This window comes from Achromobacter sp. JD417 (assembly GCF_041879325.1).
In the GTDB taxonomy this organism is placed as follows: domain Bacteria; phylum Pseudomonadota; class Gammaproteobacteria; order Burkholderiales; family Burkholderiaceae_B; genus Achromobacter; species Achromobacter mucicolens.
The window spans coordinates 2,365,275-2,383,874 of the sequence record NZ_CP087159.1; the positions used below are offsets into that span (position 1 = coordinate 2,365,275).

Consider the following 18,600-nt stretch of genomic DNA (forward strand, 5'->3'; position numbering starts at 1 on the left):
GTACCGGTGAATTCCGTATTGATCAGGTTTCGAAATGCCCGTTTCCGGAGATGCGTCCCCCATCCCACCGCCTGGCCCTGACGCGGCCGGCGCGCCGCGCGAACCGGACGGTCCGCTGGACAGGTTGGCGCGACTGGCCCGGCGCACGATAGGCGTGGACACGGTCATCATCGCGTGCACCGACGCCGATGGCGCGTGGCGGGCGGTGGCTGGCGCCGCGCCGGGGTCCGCGCCATGTCCCTGGTCCCTCGACCATCCGGTGCGCGCCGCCGATGGCCGCCTGCTCGGCACGCTGCGCCTGCTGCACAGCCAGACGCGCCATCTATCCCCCGACGATCAGCAAGCCTTGCAGGATCTGGCGGGCCTGGCGGCCACGGCCATTGAAAAGCGCCACGCGCTGGCCTGCGAGCGTGCCGACGAAGACACCTGGCGCGACGAAGCCCGCAAGCTGTCGCTGGCCATTGCCGGCAGCGGCACCGGCGTGTGGGACCGCAACGTGGTGACCGGCGAGATCACCTATTCGCCGGGCTGGAAGGCCTTGCTCGGTTACAGCGAAGCCGAGCTCACGACGCGCATCGAAGACGCGTACACCCGCCTGCATCCGGACGATCGGGACTATGTTCGGGCGGCCATGCAGGATCACTTCGATGGCAAGACCGATAGCTACGAAGTCGAGCACCGCATCCGCTGCAAGGACGGCAGCTACAAGTGGATCTGCAGCCGCGGCAAGGTCGTCAGCCGAGACGAAACGGGCCGCGCGCTGCGCATGATGGGCACGACCACGGACATCAGCACCCTGCGCGCCATGTCCGAAAGGCTCAAGCGCACCGCGGATCTGGTCGTGAACCTGACCGACGCCGTGCCCGGGCTGGTGTTTCAATGCCGGCCGGTGCCGGAGGGGGGGTCGTGGTTCTCGTACGTCAGCGCGGGCATCTGGGACATGTTCGAACTGACCGCCGACGACGTGCGCGCAAGCACCACCGCCATCGAGCGGCGCATCCATCCCGACGACCTGCCTGCCTACCGCGCGTCGCTGCAGGCAGCGGCCGCGGCGCAGATGCCTTGGCATCTGGAATTTCGCGTCTGCCTGCCGCTTCAGGGCGTGCGCTGGCGGCAGGGCGATGCCAGCCCGCGCCGCGACGCCGACAATGGCGTGGTCTGGCACGGCTTTGTCACCGACATCACCGACCGCAAGCGGGCGGAACTTGAATTGCGCGAACTGGCCGCGACCGACGCCCTGACCACCTTGCCCAACCGCCGCCACTTCATGTCGCGCATCGCCGCGGAGCTGACGCGCATAAAGGGGCAGGGCGGTCAGGGGGCGGCCGTGCTGATGTGCGACCTGGACCACTTCAAGCACATCAACGACACCTGGGGCCACGCCATCGGCGATGGTGTGTTGCAGCATTTCGCGAACATGCTGCGCGCCCAATTGCGCGAAATCGACCTGGTGGGCCGCATCGGGGGCGAAGAGTTCGCGGTCGTCCTTCCAGACACCGACTTCGAACGCGCGCACGTCTTTGCCCGCAACGTGCAGCGGCGGATCGCCGACACGCCGTATTCCACGGGCGGGTGCCCCATCCCGCTGACGGTCAGCATCGGGATTTCCGCGCTGCACAACAACGACGACGATGCGGGGCTGGCGCTTAGCCGCAGCGACCGCGCGCTCTATTTCGCCAAGCAGCGGGGACGCAATCGGATCGAGTCGGTGTTTTCCCGATAGAACAACCGCCCGGACCCTTTGTTCCATTGACCGTACATTAGGACACCCCTAGAGTTCCCGTCATGGGAACCTCATTGCCACTTCCGAAATACCACCAGATCTATCTCGTCCTGCGCGAACAACTGCAGGAGGGGCGGTTCGACCAGGACGGCGTGCCGGGCGAGCATGCGCTGGCGGACCAGTTCGACGTCGCGCGCATCACCATTCGCAAGGCGATGGAAATGCTGGTCGCCGACGGCCTGGTGTCGCGGCGCCCCGGCCTGGGCACCTGGCCCCTGCGCGGCGCAGCCGCCGCGCACAGTGCGCCGGCGCCCGATTCGCAGCAGAAGGCGCACCTGACCGGCCTGCTGGAAAACATCGTCAACATGGGCCTGCGCACGTCGGTGCAGGTGCTGGACAGCACGCTCGTCTATGCGCCGCCGTCCGTGGCCGACGCCTTGCATATCCCGCCCGGCACCCCCGTGCACAAAAGCCTGCGCGTGCGCAGCACCGATGCCGGGCCGCTCTCGCATATCACCACCTACGTGCCGCAGTCCGTGGCCGATTTCACGCGCGAAGACCTGGAACGCGAACCCCTCCTGATGCTGCTGGAAGCCGCGGGGGTGGAGTTCGGCGGCGCCACGCAGACGATTTCAGCGCGCCTGGCCGATGCGCAGGTCGCGCGGCTGCTGGACGTCGCGGTCGGTTCGGCGTTGCTGGCCGTCACGCGTCTGGTGCGCGACGTGGGCGACCGGCCGGTGCAATTGCTGCAGGGCCTGTACCGGCCCGACCGCTACCAATATCAGTTGCAGCTATCGCGCGTCGGCAGCATCGACGCCAAGGTCTGGGTCAGCGAAGAGCTGTCGGCCCAATTTCATTGAACCCCTCGGAGATCCGCCCATGAATTCGCGCCGCACTTTCCTCTATCAATCCGCCGCCGCGGCGGCCCTCGTGTCCGCCCCGTGGGTGGCCCGGTCGCAGGGCGCCGCGCCCATCAAGGTCGGGGTGCTGCACCCGGTGACGGGCGCGCTGGCGTATTCGGGTCAGCAATGCCGCCTGGGTGCGCTGCTGGCCATCGAGGACATCAACAAGGCGGGCGGCATCAAATCGATGGGCGGCGCGCCGCTGCAGGCGGTGCTGGGCGATGCGCAGTCGCGTCCCGAGGCGGGCTCGGCCGAAGTCGAGAAGATGAACGAGGCGGGGGTGTCGGCGATCGTGGGCGCGTATGCCTCGGCGATCTGCCTGGCCACGACGCAGACGGCCGCCAAGTACAACCTGCCGCATGTCGTGGACGTGGGCGTGGCCGACCAGATCGTCGAGCGCGGCCTGAAGAACACCTTCCGTTTCGGTCCGGGCTACCGCGCCTGTAGCGAACGCGCCATCCTTGACCTGGCCGCGCTGAACGACGCCGCCGGCAAGCCGGCCAAGACCGTGATGATCGTGCACGAGGACTCGCTGTTCGGCACGGGCACCGCCGCGCTCCTGTCCAAGTCGCTGCCGGAGCACGGCTTCGAGGTCAAGGAAGTCGTCAAGCACCCGAACCCGACGCGCGACTTCAACAACATCGTGCTGCGTATGCGGTCCGTGAATCCCGACATCGTGATCCCGGCCAACTACTACAACGAATACGCCTTGCTGCTGCGCGCCATGAAGCAGCAGAAGGTGCAGCCCAAGGCCATCTACTCGGTGCTGGGCGGCGCGGCCTCCAGCTACAAGTTCCTGAAGGAATTTCCGGACATCGCCAACGGCATCATCGACTGCAACCACTGGTTCAACCCGAAGGATGCGCGCGTCGCGCCGCTGAAGGCCCGCGTGGAAGAGAAGGGCGCGTACTTCAGCTACGAAGTCTTCATGACCTACACCGCCATGCTGCTGCTGGCCGATGCGCTGGAGCGCGCCAAGTCCGCCGACCGCGCCGCGATCATCGAGGCGCTGGCGTCCAGCACCTTCCAGGACAACCTGATGCCCTATGGCCCGACCAAGTTCGTCAATGGCCAGAACACCGGGGCGCAGCCGCTGCTCACGCAGGTGATCGGCGGCGACATCAAGGTGATCTTCCCGGCCGAATACCGCCAGGCCGATGCCGTGTTCCCGCTGAAGGCCTGACAAGACCCATGCTCGATCCCGCCATCCTCTTTTCCTCGGTGCTGAACGGCCTGACGACGGGCGCCGTGTACGCGCTCATCGCCCTGGGCCTGACCCTGATCTACGGGGTGCTGCACATCATCAACTTTGCCCACGGCGCGGCGCTCATGGTGGCGCTGTACGCCGTGTATCTGCTCAAGGACCGGCTGGGCATCGATCCCTATGCCGCCTTGCCGCTGGTGGTGCCCGGCATGTTCGTGCTGGGCTACGCCTTGCAGCGCGTCGTCATCAACCGCGCCAGCCACGGCAAGGACGAGAACATCCTGCTCGTGACGCTGGGCCTGGCGATCGTGCTGGAGAACCTGGCGCTGGTCTGGTTCAAGTCCGACACGCGCAGCATCGACACCGCGTACACGCTGTCCACGGTCGAGATCGGCCCGGCGATGATCGCGCTGCCCAAGGTCATCGCCTTCTGCGGCGCGCTGGCGGTGGCGGCGGTGCTGTTCTGGATCATCCGCAGCACCGACCTGGGCCGCGCCATCCGCGCCGTCGCCCGCGAAAAGCAGGGCGCCAAGCTGATGGGCATCGACGTGGAAAAGGTCTACGCGGTGTCGTTCGGCATCGGCATGGCCTGCCTGGGCGCGGCGGCGTGCTTTCTGCTGCCGGCCTACTACGTCAATCCGCAGGTGGGCAGCGGCTTCGTGCTGGTCGCCTTCACCATCGTGGTGCTGGGCGGCATGGGCAGTTTCGTGGGGGCGCTGGTGGGCGGACTGCTCATTGGCGTGGTGGAGTCCATCGGCGGCCTGTTCCTGGGCGACTCGCTGGGACAGATGGGCATCTTCGCGATCTTCATCGCGGTGCTGCTGTTTCGCCCGCAGGGGCTGTTCGGGGCGAGGGGCTGAGCATGAAACGGGATCTTTTCGCTATTGCGCTATTCGGGGTGGTGCTCGCGGCCGTGGCCGCGCTGGCCCAATCGGGCGTGCTGCTGACGTTCGTGATGATGTCGCTCTACGCGGCGCTGCTGTCGCAGGCCTGGAACATCCTGGGCGGGTACGGCGGCCAGCTGTCGTTCGGGCATGCGCTTTTTTTCGGCGTGGGCGCGTACGCGCAGGCGCTGGGCCAGTTGAACCTGGGCCTGAACCCGTGGCTGGTGCTGCCCATGGCGATCGCGCTGGGCGCGCTGGTCGGCGTGGCGGTGGGCGGGCTGACGTTCCGCTACGGGCTCAAGGGCTCGTACTTTGCGCTCGTGACGCTGGCATTTGCTGAAGTCTTTCGCATTCTTGCGCTGTCGGCCTCGTTTACTGGCGGCGGCGTCGGGCTGATGGTGCCGCTGCAGGAAGGCGTGGCCAACATGCAGTTCGGCTCGCGCCGCGGCTACATCTACCTGCTGCTTGCGTTCGTGCTGCTGGCCCTGCTGGTGACCGCGTGGCTGCGCCATTCGCGTTTCGGCGCCTACCTGCAGGCCGTGCGCGACAACGAGGACGCGGCGCGCGCCATCGGCGTGAATCCGCTGCGCGTCAAGCTGGGCGGCATTGCGCTGTCGGCCGCCTTCATGAGCGTGGCCGGCGCCTTTTACGTACAGGTCTTCCAGTACATCGACCCGGGCATCGCTTTTGGCTCGGCCGTGTCGGTGGAGGCCCTGGTGGGCGCCATTGTGGGCGGCATGGGCACCTTGTGGGGGCCGCTGCTGGGCGCGGTAACGCTGCATGCGCTGGCCGACCTGACCCGCAACCTCTTCGGCGAGCTGCCGGGCATCAGCATGGTGATCTACGGCGTGGTGCTGATCCTGATCGTGATGTTCATGCCGCGCGGCATCACCGGCGGCGGGCAGTCGCTTGGCCGCCTGTTTGGAATGAAGGAGCGCGCCCGTGTCTGATATCCTGCTTCAAGCGCGCAATCTGTCCATCACGTTCGGCGGCCTGAAGGCCGTGCAGGACGTGAGCCTGGATGTGCGGGAAGGCTCGCTGACCGCGCTGGTCGGCCCCAACGGCGCGGGCAAGACGACGCTGTTCGGCCTGCTGTCGGGCTTTCTGAAGCCCGGTTCGGGTTCGGTGCACTTTGCCGGCCAGGACATCACCGGGCAGGCGCCGCACGAATCCGCGCGGCTCGGCCTGACCCGCACTTTCCAGATCGTGCAGCCATTCGGCGCGCAGACCGTGCGCCAGAACATCGCCGTGGGCGCACATCTGCGCCTGGCGGATCGCGACGAGGCGCTTGCCGCGGCCGAGGCCGTGGCCGCGCGCGTCAACCTGCAGGCCTCGCTGGATAAGCCGGCGGCGGACCTGACGGTGGCCGGACGCAAGCGCCTGGAGCTGGCGCGCGCGCTGGCCACGCGGCCGCGCCTCCTGCTGCTGGACGAGGTGCTGGCGGGCCTGAATCCCAGTGAGATCGACGAGATGATTCCGGTGGTGAAAAAGCTGGTGGACGATGGCGTCACCGTGCTGATGATCGAACACGTGATGCGGGCGGTGATGAGCCTGGCCGAGCATGTGTGGGTGCTGGCGCAGGGCCGCCTGATCGCCTCGGGCACGCCCGGCGAGGTGACGCGCGACCCGAAGGTCGTGGAGGCCTATCTGGGCCACGGCGCGGCGGCGCGGCTTGCCGCGCAGGGAGCGCCGGCATGAGCGCGCTGCTGGAGGTCAAAGGCTTGCGGGCGGGCTACGGGCGCATGGAAGTGCTGCGCGGCGTGGACCTGGACGTGGGGGCTGGCGAGATCGTGGTGCTGCTGGGCAGCAACGGCGCGGGCAAATCCACCTTGAACAACACGGTGTGCGGCCTGTGCCGGCCCTGGGGCGGCTCGGTGCGTTTCGAAGGCCAGGACCTGACCGGCCGCCACTACCGTCAGGTGGTGCAGGCGGGCCTGATCCAGGTGCCCGAGGGCCGCCGCGTGTTCCCGAACCTGAGCGTGCGCGAGAACCTGGAACTGGGCTCGTTCACCCGGGCGCGCGAGCGCCGCGCGCAAAACCTGGATAAGGTGCTGGACATCTTTCCGCGGCTGCGGGAACGCCTGGACCAGCTGGCCGGCACGATGTCGGGCGGGGAGCAGCAGATGCTGGCCATCGGCCGTGGCCTCATGGCCGAGCCGCGCCTGTTGATCCTGGACGAACCCTCGCTTGGCCTGTCGCCGTTGATGGTCGAGGAACTGTTCGGCCTCATCAAGCGGTTGCATGGCGACGGACTGGCGATTCTGCTGGTCGAGCAGAACGTCGGCCAGTCCCTCGAAACCGGGCAGCGGGCCTATGTGCTGGAAAACGGCGCCGTGCGCTACAGCGGCAGCTGTCCCGACCTTTTGGCTAGCGACGACGTGCGCCGCGCCTATCTGGGGATGTAATCATGGCCCAGCCTCAAACCCTGGCCCAGAAGCTGATCGCCGCCGCCTGCGGGCGTGAGACGGTGGCCGAGGGCGAAATCGTGACCTGTGCGGTCGACCTGGCGATGTTCCACGATTCCAGCGGTCCCCGGCGCCTGCAGCCCATGCTGCAGGAGCTGGGCGCCACGTTGTGGGATCCGTCCCGCATCGTGCTGGTCATCGACCACTACGTGCCGGAATCGGACGACGAATCGCGCCGCATCGTGCGCATCGCGCGCGACTGGGCCGCGGAGCAGCAACTGCCCAACGTGTATGACTCGGTCGGCATCTGTCACGTGGTGGTGCCGCAGCACGGCCACATCCGCCCCGGCATGTTCTGTGTGGGCGGCGATTCGCATTCGCCGACCGGCGGCGCGTTTGGCGCGTATATGTTCGGCATCGGCAGCACCGAAATGCTGGGCGTGGCGGTCACCGGCCAGATCTGGGTCAAGGTGCCCAAGACGCTGATGATGCACTGGCGCGGCCAGCTGGCGGCCGGCGTCACCGCCAAGGACATGATGCTGCACATGATCGGCCGCTACGGCATGAACGGCGGGCGCTACCAGGCGGTGGAATTCTGCGGCGAGGCCGTGCGCGCGCTGTCGATGCAAGAGCGCATGACGCTGTCGAACATGAGCGCCGAGCTGGGCTCGCAGGTGGGCCTGATCGCCCCGGACGAGACCACCGCGGCCTATCTGCGCGAGGCGGGCGTGACGGCGGACCTGGACCTGGCGCGTTGGCAGAGCGACCCGCAGGCCGACGCCGAATGGCACGAGTTCGATGCCGCGGCGCTGGCCCCGCAGGTCGCCGCGCCGCACAGCCCGGCCAACGCGCGCGGCGTGGACGAATACAACGACGTGCAGGTGCAGGTGGCCTACATCGGCGCCTGCACCGGCGCCAAGCTGGACGACCTGCGCGCCGCCGCCAGCGTGCTGCGCGGCCGCCGGCTGGCGGACGGCATGCAACTGATGGTGGCCCCGGCCAGCCGGGTGGATCAGGAACAGGCCGACCGCGAAGGCGTCATGCAGGTGCTGCGCGACGCCGGGGCCCAGGTGCTGGCCACGTCCTGCGGCGCCTGTGCGGGCTATGGCGGGTCCATTCCGGACGGCGCCAGCGTCATTTCCACCACCGCGCGCAATTTCAAGGGGCGCATGGGCTCGGAGACCGCGCAGGTCTACCTGGCTTCGCCCTATACCGTCGCGGCGTCGGCCGTGGCGGGCCGCGTGGCCGATCCCCGGGAGTTCCTGGCATGAACGCTGACACCACGACGCACCGCGTCTGGCGCGTGGGCGCGGACATCGACACCGATGCGCTGGCGCCGGGCGCCTACATGAAATTCGGCATCGACGAGATCGCGCGCCACTGCCTGCAGCGGGTCCGGCCCGACTTTGCCGGCCAGGTCCAGCCCGGCGACGTGCTGGTGGCCGGCCCCAACTTCGGCATCGGCTCGTCGCGCGAGCAGGCGGCTGCGGCGCTCGTGCGCCTGGGCGTGGCCGCCGTGATCGCGCCGTCCTTCAACGGCCTGTATTTCCGCAACGCGTTCAACGTGGGGCTGCTGCTCCTGACGTGCAGCCAGGCCGACACCCTTGCCGAAGGCGAAGGCATCACGTTCGACCCGGCCGCCGGCCGCATCGGCCGTCCCGGCGGCAACCCCGCCGAGTTGCATTGCGAGCCCGTGCCCGGCTTCCTGCTTGACATGGTGCAGGCCGGCGGACTGCTGAATCTGCTGAAACAGCGTCAAACCTCTTAGGAACAACATCATGCTTGACCCCGTTACCCTGGCGGTCCTGAAGGGCCGCCTGGAACAGATCGCCGACGAAATGGACGCGACGCTGTACCGCAGCGCGTTCAATCCCATCATCGCCGAGGCCCATGACGCCTGCCACGGCATGTACGACGCCGCCACCGGCGCCACGCTGATCCAGGGCAAGTCGGGCCTGCCCGTCTTCGTGGGCGCGATGGCGTTCGCGGTGAAGGCGGCGGCCAAGGCCGCGGCCGGCCGTGGCGGCATGGTGGATGGCGACGTGTGGCTGTTCAACGATCCTTACGAAGGCGGCACGCACGCCAACGACTTCAAACTGGTCAAGCCGGTGTTCCGCGGCGGCAAGCTGTTCTGCTTCCTGGCGTCGGCGGCCCACTGGCATGACGTGGGCGGCGCGGTGCCCGGCAACTACAACCCGGCCGCCACCGAATGCTGGCAGGAAGCGGTGCAGATCCCGCCCGTGCGCATCGTGCGCGCTGGCGTGCTGGACCAGGACGTGCTCGCCATCCTGAAGGCCAACACGCGCCTGCCCGACAGCCTGTGGGGCGATCTGAACGGCCAGCTCGCGGCGCTGGAACTGGGCGCGCGCCGGCTGGACGGCCTGCTGGACGAATACGGCGATGCGACGGTGCTGGAGTCCCTGGACACCCTGCGCGAACGCGCGCGCCGCCTGATGCGCGATCACATCGCCCGCCTGCCGGATGGCGAGTACGCCTTTGAAGACATGCTGGACAACGACGGTGTGCGCGATGCGCCGCTGCGCATCGCGCTCAAGCTCACCATCGCCGGTGACCGCCTGGGGCTGGACTTCACCGGCACGTCGCCGGCCTGCGCGGGTCCGGTCAACATTTCGCGCGCCACCGCCATCGCGGCCTGCTATGTGGCGCTCAAGCACCTGTTCCCGGATGTTCCCGCCAACGCGGGCGTGCTGGACGCGGTGGACGTGACGCTGCCGGACGGCCTGGTGATCTCGGCCGACCGTCCGCGACCGGTCGGGGGCTACACCGAAACCATCCTGCGCATGATCGACGTGATTTTCTGCGCGATGGCCCAGGCCGCGCCGGACCGCGCGATGGCGCAGGCCTACGGCACCATCAACGCGCTGTCGATCGCCGGCTACCGCAGCGACGCCGCCCGCAAGGGCCAGCGCTGGGTGATGTTCAGCTTCTTTGGCGGCGGCCACGGCGGGCATTCGGACGGCGACGGCCTGAGCCACGGCAATGCGCCGATCTCCACCGCCACCATTCCGCCGCTGGAAATCCTGGAAGCGGCGTATCCGGTGCGCTTCACGCAATGGGCGCTGCGTCCGGATTCGGCGGGCGATGGCGCGCATCGCGGCGGCCTGGGCGCGATCTATGAAATCGAATTGCTGGAAGACAGCGCCGAGGCGTTCATCTTCGGCGAGCGCGGCCGCAGCGCGCCCAAGGGCATTGCGGGCGGCGGCCAGGCCGCGCTCAACGTCTTTCGCTATCAGCAGGACGGCCAGTGGCTGTCCCCGCCCATGAGTTCGAAGATGCTGGGCATCCGGCTGCAACGCGGCGACCGCGTGCGCCTGGAAACCCCGGGCGGAGGCGGCTATGGCGATCCCGCGCGGCGTGACCCCGCGGCGCGCGAGCACGACCGCAAGATGGGCTATGTGAGCGACATTCAGAAGGAGCAGTCGGCATGAGCGCGGCGCAAGGTTTGGTGGTGGGCGTGGACGTGGGCGGCACGTTCACGGATCTGTTCGTGCTGGACGAGGCGGGCGGCAGCGCCCGCGTGGTCAAGGTGCCGTCGACCCGCGGCGAGGAAGCGCGCGGCTTCATGAACGGCATCGCCCGCGTGGCTGACGGCGCCGGCGACATTGCGACGATCGTGCACGGCACCACCGTGGGCACCAACGCACTGCTGGAGCGCAAGGTCGCGCGCACCGGCATCATCACGACCGAGGGCTTTCGCGACGTGCTGGAAATGCGCCGCCGCGACCGGCCGCAGACCTGGGGCCTGCGCGGCAACTATGAACCCGTCGTGCCGCGCGATCTGCGCCTGGAAGTGCGCGAGCGCGTGCTGGCCGATGGCGCGCTGCACACGCCCGTGGACCTGGACCAGGTCGAGGCCGCGGCGCGCACGCTGCTGGCGCAGGGCTGCGACGCGGTGTGCGTGTTCTTTGTGAACGCCTACGCCAATCCCGTCAACGAAGCCCAGGCCGCCGCCCGCGTGCGCGCCATCTGGCCCAACGGCAACGTCACCGCCGCCACCGAGGTGCTGCCCGAGATCCGCGAGTTCGAGCGGTGCTCGACGGCGGTGTTGAACGCCGCGCTGCAGCCCGTGGTGGGCAGCTACCTGACGCGCCTGGAATCCGATCTGCAGCAGCACGGCTTCCAGGGCGAACTGCTGGTGGTGCAGAGCAATGGCGGCGTGATGTCGCGCCAGACGGCGTGCGACGTGCCCGTGCGCACCGCCTTGTCGGGGCCGGCGGCGGGCGTAATCGCCTGCGCGGCCATTGCCCGCGCCGCGGGATTTCCCAATGTGGTCACGGGCGACATGGGCGGCACCTCGTTCGACGTGTCGCTGGTGGCCGAAGGCGAGGCCTCGCTGTCGGCGCAGACCGCCATCGACTTCGGCATGGTCGTGCGCGCGCCGATGATCCAGATCGAAACCATCGGCGCGGGCGGCGGCTCGATCGCCAGCGTCGATGCCGGCGGGCTGTTGCAAGTCGGCCCTGAATCCGCGGGCAGCATCCCCGGCCCGGCCTGCTATGGTCGCGGCAACACCCGGCCCACCGTCACGGACGCCAACGTGCTGCTGGGCCGCATTGCTGCGGACCGCCCGTTGGGCGGGGGTCTTCTGGCCAAGATGGACGTCGACCTGTCGCGCGCCGCCATCGAGGAACACGTGGCGCGTCCGCTGGGCCTGGACGTGCACGCCGCGGCGGAAGCCATCCTGACGGTCGCCAACGCCAAGATGGCCGGCGCGATCCGCGTCGTGTCCATCGAGCGCGGCCACGATCCGCGCAAGTTTGCCTACATGCCGTTCGGCGGCGGCGGCGCGCTGCACGTGTGCGCCATGATGAACGAGGTGGACGCCGCCCACGGCATCGTGCCGCGCTATCCGGGCGTGACGTCGGCGCTGGGCTGCGTCATGGCCGACATGCGCCACGACGGCGTGCAGACCTTGAACGTGGCGCTGGATGCGCTGGACGCGGCCGACCTGCTGGGCCGCATCGACGGGCTGGCAGACGCCTGCCAGCAGCGCCTGGATTCGGCGGGCGTGTCGTTCGAGGGCATCCGCGAAAGCATCGAACTGGACATGCTGTACGTGGGCCAGAGCCACACCGTGCGCGTCGAAGTGGGCCGCGCGGACATCAGCCGCGAAGGCATCGCCGCCGCATTCGATCGCGCCTACCAGGCCGCCTTTGGCCGCAGCCTCACCGGCATTGCGGTGCGCATTCTGAACCTGCGCTACGCGCGGATCGGCCAGCGTCCCAAGTTCGATCTGGCCCTCCTGGCGCCCACCAGCACAGCCATGCCCGCCGCGCTGGGCACGCAGGCCGTCTTTCATGCCGGGCAATGGCACGATGCGGTGCGCTACGCGCGCCTGGACCTGCCGGTCGGCGCCGAGGTGGCCGGCCCGGCCATCCTGGAGCAGCCCGACACCACCATCTGGATCGAGCCCGGCTTTGCGGGCCGGGTCGATTCCCTGGGCAATCTGCTGATCGCCCGGACTGCATCGTAGGAGCCCGCCATGCACGCCTTCGATCCCCGCACGACCGCGCTGGTCATCATCGACCTGCAGAACGACTTCCTGGCGCCGGGCGGCGCCTACGACCGCGGCGGCGCGGTCAGCCCGCAGGCCAGGGCTTTGCCCGCGCGGGTGGCGCCCGTGGCCCGCGCGCTCAAGGGGCAGGGCGGTTTCGTGGCCGCCAGCCAGTTCACGCTGTGGCCCGATGCGCATGGCGAACCCATGATCTCGCCGCATCTCAAGCAACTGCGCCCGTTCCTGCGCCGTGGCGATTTCGTGGCCGGCTCACCCGGGCAGGCCAACGTGGCCGAGCTGGACGGGCTGGTCGACGTATCGGTCTGGAAGGTCGCGTACTCCGCCTTCTTCAACACGCAGCTCGATTGGGTGCTGCGGCGCGCGGGCATCTCCAGCGTGGTCGTGGCCGGCATCGTCACCAATGGCGGGGTCGCCAGCACGGTGCGCGATGCCCACATGCGCGACTATCACGTGACGGTGCTGGCCGATGGCTGCGCCGCGCCCACGCCTGCCATGCACGAGGCCGCGCTGGCGGACCTGCGCACGGTGGCCGAGGTGGTGTCGTGCCAGGACCTGCTGGACAGGCTGGCATCGTGAGCGCACCCGTCGTCAGAAGGGGCGTGGCGTCCGGCGCGGACGCGATGCACGTGGCGGTGGCCATCATCGGCGCGGGCGCCTGCGGCCTGACTGCTGCGCTGCGTCTGGCCAGCGCCGGCATCGAGACGGTGCTTATCGAACGCGATGCCGTGCCCACCGGATCCACGGCGCTGTCTTCCGGTTTCATTCCCGCGGCAGGCTCTGCCGTGCAGCGCGCCGCAGGCATCGAGGACGACGCGCAGCGCTTTGCCGCCGACATCCAGGCCAAGGCCAACGGCACGGCCTCGCCAGCCCTGGTGGCTGCCTACACCGGCGCGGCCGCCGCCGCCATGGACGCATTGGCCGCGCACGGGTTGCGCTTCGAGGTGCTGGACGGCTTCCTGTATCCGGGACACACGGCGCGGCGCATGCACACGCTGCCCGAGCGCACCGGCGCCGCGCTGGTCGCCGCCCTGGAACGCGCCGCCACCGGGGCTGGCGCCTACCTGCTGACGCGCGCGCTGGCCCGCGAAATCTGGACGGACGACGAAGGCCGCGTGTCGGCGGTGGGCTGCGAACGCCCGGACGGCTCGGTCGACGTGATCGGCTGCGATGTCCTGATCCTGGCTTGCAACGGCTTTGGCGGCAACGCCGCGATGGTGGGCGAGTACCTGCCCGCCATGCGCGAGGCCGTCTACGGCGGCCATGCGGGCAACGACGGCAGCGCCATCCAGTGGGGCACGCAGCTGGGCGCGCGCCTGGCGGACCTGGGCGGCTACCAGGGCCATGGCTCCTGGGCCACGCCACAAGGCGCGCTGATTTCCTGGGCGGTGATGATGGACGGCGGCGTGCAGATCAACCGCGAGGGCCGGCGCTTTCACGACGAAACGCACGGCTATTCCGAGGCCGCGGTCCACGTGCTGGCGCAGCCGCACTCGGTCGCCTGGAACGTCTTCGACGACCGCACGCTTGCGTTGGCGCGCGGGTTTCCCGACTTCGTGCAGGCCGAGCAAGGGCAGGCGCTCAAGACGTGCGCCGGCGTGCCAGAGCTGGCCGCGCTGATCGGCTGCGATCCGCTCGTGCTGGGCCAGACGCTGGATGCGGTCCGCCCCGGCGCGCCGGATCCGCTGGGACGCCGCTTTGAACGGACCCTGCAGGCGCCGTACCACGCGGTCAAGGTGACCGGCGCACTCTTTCACACACAAGGCGGATTGGACATCGACGCGCAATGCCGCGTTCTGGACTCCGCCGGCCAGGCGCTGCCCAATCTCTTGGCCGCGGGCGGCGCCGCCCGGGGCGTTTCGGGCAACGACGTGTCGGGCTATCTGTCCGGCAACGGCTTGCTCAGCGCGGTTGCGGGCGGGCATATCGCCGCGGCCACGGCGGCGGCGCTGCTCGGGCGCCGCCTGGATTAGGAACCCAAGATGCAAACACAGAATCTGAAAGCGCAATTGGCGGCCGGCACCGTGCTGGCTCCCGGCGTCTACGACGCCTTGTCGGCGCTGATCGCCGAGCAGGCGGGCTTTTCCGCGCTGTACCTGTCGGGGGCGTCGATCGCTTACTCGCGGCTGGGCCGCTCGGACATCGGCCTGACCACGTACACCGAGGTCGAGGACACGCTGGCCCGCATCGCCGAGCGCGTGTCGGCGGCCGTGATCGTGGATGCCGACACGGGATTCGGCAACGCGCTGAACACTCAGCGCACCGTGCGCGGCTTCGAGCGCGCGGGCGCGGCCATGATCCAGCTCGAAGACCAGACCTTTCCCAAGCGCTGCGGCCACCTGGACGGCAAGAGCGTGATTCCCGCTGCCGAGATGTGCGGCAAGCTGCGCGCCGCCGTGGACGCACGCGTCAATGCGTCGACGCTGATCCTGGCGCGCACCGACGCGCTGGCGTCCGAGGGCCTGGAGGCGGCGCTGGACCGCGCCGAATCCTATCTGGAAGCCGGTGCGGACGCGCTCTTCATCGAAGCGCTGCGCACGCCGGAGCAGATGCGCGCGGCCTGCGACCGCTTTGCGGCGCGCGTGCCGCTCCTGGCCAACATGGTGGAGGGCGGCAAGACGCCGGTGCAGGACGCCGGCGCGCTCGCCGCCGTGGGGTTTCGCATCGTGATCTTCCCGGGTGGCACCGCGCGCGCAGTCGCGCATACGCTGCAGGGCTATTACGGCAGCCTGCGCCAGCACGGCACGACGGGGCCGTGGAAGGACCGGATGCTGGATTTCGACGGGCTCAATGACGTGATCGGCACGCCGGAACTGCTGGCGCAGGGGCGGCGGTACGAAGGCTGAAACCGATTACAGCGGGGGGCAGGGTTCCTGAATCGGGGCGGTGTGCGCGGTTGTGACAGCAGCGGGGGCGCCGCGTGGGCTAAACGTTCTCGGTGCGGCCCGCACTCAGCCGCCTCAGCGCGGCGTGCGCTGGTGCGGCACGAGCGGCGGCACGGGCTGGCCGGCGATCAATTCCCAGAAGTCCGGCAGAAAGCACTCGGCCACCAGCAGCGGCTGGCCCTGGCGCCAGAACACCGAGCGGCGCGCCCAGATCCGGCCGGCCTGCAGCGCGCGGGCTTCGGGCGGCAGAACGTTCGAGGCGGTGGCATGGAACGGCACGGGCGAAGCCAGACGGCGGCACGCGAACGGCGACCGGATGACCGTGCTGTCGTGATACAGCATGTCGGCCAGCGGCCGGGTCAACAGGCGCCGCATCCCTTGCCAGGCCCCGTGCGAGGCCGTCAGCGGCGTCAGGCTGCGCGCCGGCACGCTGTCCACGCCATTTACCGACATCAGTACTTCGCGGATCCACACGGGCGCGCCTGGCGCGATCTGCATCGCGCGCGCCTCGTCGGCCGGCGCGCCGTCGGCGTACTCGGCCAGGACCCGCAGACGCACTTGCCCGACCTGGCGCAGGCCAGCGGTCAGCGCGCCGGGGCGGAACAGCCAGTGGCGTTGGGCGGGGGACAGAAGGGCCGGGGCTTGCGCCAGCCAGCCGGCGGCGAGAGGGGGGCGATGGGCTGCGGGTTTCGTCATGGCTGCGTATTATGCCAAGCCCCGCGATGCCAAGCCCCGCGGCAACGCCGTCTGCATCGCAATGCCGCAGGGCAGGGGCAAGGGCAGAGCAGCCGGCCCGCATACAATACCGCCCATGGAAAAAGTACGTATCTCCAAGCTCATGTCCGAGCGCGGACTCTGTTCCCGCCGCGAGGCGGACAGCTATATCGAGCGCGGCTGGGTCCGCGTCGACGGCGTCGTCGTGTCCGAATTGGGCGCGCGCGCCTATCCTGACCAGGTCATCACGCTGGAACGCGCCGCGCACGCGCGCCAGACCTCCCGCGTCACCATCCTGATCAACAAGCCCGTGGGCTATGTGTCCGGCCAGGCCGAAAAAGGCTACACGCCCGCCGTGGCGCTGATCGATTCACGCTCGCGCTTTGCCGGCGACCGCGCCCCGCAGCGCTTCGACCGCGCCCACCTGGACGGGCTGGCCGTCGCTGGCCGCCTGGACATCGATTCGCAAGGGCTGCTCGTCCTGACGCAGGACGGCCGCGTCGCCAAGCAGCTGATTGGCGAAGACTCCACCATCGACAAGGAATATCTGGTGCGCGTGCAGGGCGAGCTCTCCGACAACGGGTTGGCCTTGCTGAACCACGGCCTGTCGCTGGACGGCAAGCCGCTCAAGCGCGCCCAGGTGCGCTGGCAGAACCACGACCAGTTGCGGTTCGTGCTGCGCGAAGGCAAGAAACGCCAGATCCGCCGCATGTGCGAAATGGTGGGACTGAAAGTGATCGGCCTCAAACGCGTGCGCCTCGGCCGTGTTGCGCTGGGCGACCTGCCGCTGGGCCAATGGCGCTACTTGCGCGACGACGAATCGTTCTGAGCCGGTGCCCGCCAGCCGGGTGCGACCGAGTTATCTTCTAAGCCGGTGTCTGACACCCTGGTGAGGCAGTCTTCCTTCCAAGATCCTGCCCCAAGGGTGTCAGACACCTACCACCGCTCGACCGAGTTTCGTCTGAGCTGGTGTCTGACACCCTGGTGAGACAGTCTTCCTTCCAAGATCTTGCCCCAAGGGTGTCAGACACCTACCACCGCTGATCAATGCAAGTGTCTGACACCCTGGTGAGAACCTCTCCACCTTGAGACGCCGTCCAAAGGGTGTCCGACACCGTCAGCGAGGCACCTCTCACAGCATTGGTCACATCACCCGACAACACCTGTCGGACGCCGAAGGATTTTTCAGTCTGTTTCGGGCTTAGCCGCGTTTCATGAAAGCAGGCGTATCCTTCGCTTGCCAGTGGCTGCCCAGCCGCTCCATCAGGAACTCGATGAAGATCCGGGTCTTGGCGGGCAGCAGGCGCGTCTCGGTGACGGCGTGGACCGGAAACGGGCCCAGCTGCCAGTCGGGCAGCACGCGCTGCAACTGGCCGGACTGCTGTTCCGCCAACTGACCTCCCACCAGCACCGCAATGCCCGCGCCCAGCATGGCCAGGCGGCGGGCCATGGCGACGCCGTTGACGGAAAACCGGTTGCCCGGCGTGAACTCGATGTGCTGTTCGCCGTTGGTGAGCGGCCAGCGCGTCACGCGGCCGGCGCCTTCCGCGCGGAACTCAATGCACTCGTGCCGGGTCAAGTCGCTGGGATGCTTCGGTTCGCCGTGCTTCTCCAGGTATTCGCGCGAGGCATACAGGTAGGCAGGCAGCATGCCCAGCAATCTTGCAATCTGGGTCGAGTCGGGCAGGTCGCCGATTTCGATCGACACGTCGCAGGTCTGGAACACGCGCGATGCGTGGTCCGGGTTCGCGAGGTCCAGGAAAAACGTCACATCGGGATAGCGCCGGGAAAACTCCATGAACGATTCAGCCAGGAAGTCCGTGCCGAAGTCCGCGGGCATGTTCACCCGCAGCGGCCCGGCCGGCGTGTCCACCAGCTTCTGCAGTTCTTCATGGGCGATCTGCGCCTCGGCCACGATGCGCTGGCAGCGTTCGAAATACAGCCGCCCGGCGTCGGTCAGTTCCACCTTGCGCGTGGTGCGGCTCAGCAGCCGCAACCCCACGGACCGCTCCAATTCGGCCACCTGGCGAGACAAGGTCGACTTTGGCACGCCCAGCGTTGCCGCAGCGCGGCTAAAACTGTTTGTCTTGGCGACCTCGACGAAGAGTTCCATTCCCTGTAGGCGTTTCATGACCGAATTTTGTCACAGTGCGGATCGGACAATTGTCCCATAAATGGAATGATGTTTTCTCTTCATGCCCCTTTGTTTCTAAAGCGGGATAACTCAGAATGCGAGTTCTGCAATGCAGCAATGCGATAAACGTCCAGCCTTGCGTGTTCCACGCGAATCCACCCAGGTCGAACGCCGCGGACCGCGCCAAGACGGTCTGACGGGCTGATGTTCTTCGCA

At 68.5% G+C, this 18,600-nt stretch carries 17 protein-coding genes; 15 read left to right on the top strand and 2 right to left on the bottom strand.

Features of this window, described 5'->3' with window-relative positions:
• The first annotated feature begins 34 nt into the window (after window positions 1-34).
• The 14 genes from LN047_RS10845 (at window position 35) to LN047_RS10910 (ending at window position 15,497) form a co-directional block, all read left to right on the top strand.
• Window positions 35-1,723, top strand: coding sequence for a diguanylate cyclase (locus tag LN047_RS10845; RefSeq protein WP_373981742.1), 1,689 nt, complete (start codon window positions 35-37; stop codon window positions 1,721-1,723).
• 62 nt (window positions 1,724-1,785) lie between these two features.
• On the top strand, window positions 1,786-2,583 hold the full coding sequence (locus tag LN047_RS10850) for a GntR family transcriptional regulator (RefSeq protein ID WP_056316452.1): 798 nt from the start codon (window positions 1,786-1,788) through the stop codon (window positions 2,581-2,583).
• 19 nt (window positions 2,584-2,602) lie between these two features.
• The gene (locus LN047_RS10855) at window positions 2,603-3,808 is read left to right on the top strand and encodes an ABC transporter substrate-binding protein (RefSeq protein ID WP_373981743.1); all 1,206 of its coding nucleotides are present in this window, start codon (window positions 2,603-2,605) and stop codon (window positions 3,806-3,808) included.
• Window positions 3,809-3,816: 8 nt separating this feature from the next.
• Window positions 3,817-4,689, top strand: coding sequence for a branched-chain amino acid ABC transporter permease (locus LN047_RS10860; protein WP_056316458.1), 873 nt, complete (start codon window positions 3,817-3,819; stop codon window positions 4,687-4,689).
• Window positions 4,690-4,691: 2 nt separating this feature from the next.
• Window positions 4,692-5,663, top strand: coding sequence for a branched-chain amino acid ABC transporter permease (locus LN047_RS10865; RefSeq protein WP_373981744.1), 972 nt, complete (start codon window positions 4,692-4,694; stop codon window positions 5,661-5,663).
• The gene (locus tag LN047_RS10870; RefSeq protein WP_062840874.1) at window positions 5,656-6,411 is read left to right on the top strand and encodes an ABC transporter ATP-binding protein; all 756 of its coding nucleotides are present in this window, start codon (window positions 5,656-5,658) and stop codon (window positions 6,409-6,411) included. Before LN047_RS10865 ends, LN047_RS10870 begins: the two co-directional genes overlap by 8 nt.
• Window positions 6,408-7,118 carry an ABC transporter ATP-binding protein gene (locus tag LN047_RS10875; protein WP_262761669.1) on the top strand — a complete coding sequence of 237 codons (711 nt, stop codon included), beginning with the start codon at window positions 6,408-6,410 and terminating at the stop codon, window positions 7,116-7,118. Before LN047_RS10870 ends, LN047_RS10875 begins: the two co-directional genes overlap by 4 nt.
• 2 nt (window positions 7,119-7,120) lie before the next feature.
• A complete protein-coding gene (locus tag LN047_RS10880) occupies window positions 7,121-8,389 on the top strand; it encodes a 3-isopropylmalate dehydratase large subunit (protein ID WP_373981745.1) in 1,269 nt (422 codons plus the stop codon).
• A complete protein-coding gene (locus LN047_RS10885) occupies window positions 8,386-8,886 on the top strand; it encodes a 3-isopropylmalate dehydratase (RefSeq protein ID WP_373981746.1) in 501 nt (166 codons plus the stop codon). The genes LN047_RS10880 and LN047_RS10885 overlap by 4 nt, the downstream gene beginning before the upstream one ends.
• 10 nt (window positions 8,887-8,896) lie before the next feature.
• Window positions 8,897-10,567 (top strand): hydantoinase B/oxoprolinase family protein, encoded by a 1,671-nt coding sequence (locus tag LN047_RS10890; protein ID WP_142049207.1) that lies wholly within the window; start codon window positions 8,897-8,899, stop codon window positions 10,565-10,567.
• On the top strand, window positions 10,564-12,612 hold the full coding sequence (locus LN047_RS10895) for a hydantoinase/oxoprolinase family protein (protein WP_373981747.1): 2,049 nt from the start codon (window positions 10,564-10,566) through the stop codon (window positions 12,610-12,612). The genes LN047_RS10890 and LN047_RS10895 overlap by 4 nt, the downstream gene beginning before the upstream one ends.
• Window positions 12,613-12,621: 9 nt before the next feature.
• Window positions 12,622-13,230 carry a cysteine hydrolase family protein gene (locus LN047_RS10900; RefSeq protein ID WP_152384151.1) on the top strand — a complete coding sequence of 203 codons (609 nt, stop codon included), beginning with the start codon at window positions 12,622-12,624 and terminating at the stop codon, window positions 13,228-13,230.
• A complete protein-coding gene (locus tag LN047_RS10905) occupies window positions 13,227-14,624 on the top strand; it encodes an FAD-dependent oxidoreductase (RefSeq protein WP_373981748.1) in 1,398 nt (465 codons plus the stop codon). The genes LN047_RS10900 and LN047_RS10905 overlap by 4 nt, the downstream gene beginning before the upstream one ends.
• Before the next feature lie 9 nt (window positions 14,625-14,633).
• On the top strand, window positions 14,634-15,497 hold the full coding sequence (locus tag LN047_RS10910) for an oxaloacetate decarboxylase (RefSeq protein ID WP_373981749.1): 864 nt from the start codon (window positions 14,634-14,636) through the stop codon (window positions 15,495-15,497).
• Window positions 15,498-15,611: 114 nt separating this feature from the next.
• On the opposite strand, the gene LN047_RS10915 is transcribed toward LN047_RS10910, so the two are convergent.
• Window positions 15,612-16,232 carry a chorismate lyase gene (locus LN047_RS10915; RefSeq protein WP_373981750.1) on the bottom strand — a complete coding sequence of 207 codons (621 nt, stop codon included), beginning with the start codon at window positions 16,230-16,232 and terminating at the stop codon, window positions 15,612-15,614.
• A 115-nt stretch (window positions 16,233-16,347) separates the two neighbouring features.
• Here LN047_RS10915 and LN047_RS10920 point away from each other — a divergent pair, with 115 nt between their 5' ends.
• Window positions 16,348-17,079 (top strand): pseudouridine synthase, encoded by a 732-nt coding sequence (locus tag LN047_RS10920; RefSeq protein ID WP_373981751.1) that lies wholly within the window; start codon window positions 16,348-16,350, stop codon window positions 17,077-17,079.
• A 372-nt stretch (window positions 17,080-17,451) separates the two neighbouring features.
• Here LN047_RS10920 and LN047_RS10925 read toward each other — a convergent pair whose 3' ends face one another.
• Entirely contained in the window at window positions 17,452-18,363 is a 912-nt protein-coding gene (locus LN047_RS10925; RefSeq protein ID WP_062840885.1) for a LysR family transcriptional regulator, read from the bottom strand.
• Window positions 18,364-18,600 lie beyond the last annotated feature (237 nt).

What these genes read in the sequence shown, in the direction of transcription:
- LN047_RS10845 (WP_373981742.1), top strand. Translation starts at nt 35, where the DNA reads ATGCCCGTTTCCGGAGATGCGTCCCCCATCCCACCGCCTGGCCCTGAC.
- LN047_RS10850 (WP_056316452.1), top strand. Translation starts at nt 1,786, where the DNA reads ATGGGAACCTCATTGCCACTTCCGAAATACCACCAGATCTATCTCGTC.
- LN047_RS10855 (WP_373981743.1), top strand. Translation starts at nt 2,603, where the DNA reads ATGAATTCGCGCCGCACTTTCCTCTATCAATCCGCCGCCGCGGCGGCC.
- LN047_RS10860 (WP_056316458.1), top strand. Translation starts at nt 3,817, where the DNA reads ATGCTCGATCCCGCCATCCTCTTTTCCTCGGTGCTGAACGGCCTGACG.
- LN047_RS10865 (WP_373981744.1), top strand. Translation starts at nt 4,692, where the DNA reads ATGAAACGGGATCTTTTCGCTATTGCGCTATTCGGGGTGGTGCTCGCG.
- LN047_RS10875 (WP_262761669.1), top strand. Translation starts at nt 6,408, where the DNA reads ATGAGCGCGCTGCTGGAGGTCAAAGGCTTGCGGGCGGGCTACGGGCGC.
- LN047_RS10880 (WP_373981745.1), top strand. Translation starts at nt 7,121, where the DNA reads ATGGCCCAGCCTCAAACCCTGGCCCAGAAGCTGATCGCCGCCGCCTGC.
- LN047_RS10885 (WP_373981746.1), top strand. Translation starts at nt 8,386, where the DNA reads ATGAACGCTGACACCACGACGCACCGCGTCTGGCGCGTGGGCGCGGAC.
- LN047_RS10890 (WP_142049207.1), top strand. Translation starts at nt 8,897, where the DNA reads ATGCTTGACCCCGTTACCCTGGCGGTCCTGAAGGGCCGCCTGGAACAG.
- LN047_RS10895 (WP_373981747.1), top strand. Translation starts at nt 10,564, where the DNA reads ATGAGCGCGGCGCAAGGTTTGGTGGTGGGCGTGGACGTGGGCGGCACG.
- LN047_RS10900 (WP_152384151.1), top strand. Translation starts at nt 12,622, where the DNA reads ATGCACGCCTTCGATCCCCGCACGACCGCGCTGGTCATCATCGACCTG.
- LN047_RS10910 (WP_373981749.1), top strand. Translation starts at nt 14,634, where the DNA reads ATGCAAACACAGAATCTGAAAGCGCAATTGGCGGCCGGCACCGTGCTG.
- LN047_RS10915 (WP_373981750.1), bottom strand. Translation starts at nt 16,232, where the DNA reads ATGACGAAACCCGCAGCCCATCGCCCCCCTCTCGCCGCCGGCTGGCTG.
- LN047_RS10920 (WP_373981751.1), top strand. Translation starts at nt 16,348, where the DNA reads ATGGAAAAAGTACGTATCTCCAAGCTCATGTCCGAGCGCGGACTCTGT.
- LN047_RS10925 (WP_062840885.1), bottom strand. Translation starts at nt 18,363, where the DNA reads ATGGAACTCTTCGTCGAGGTCGCCAAGACAAACAGTTTTAGCCGCGCT.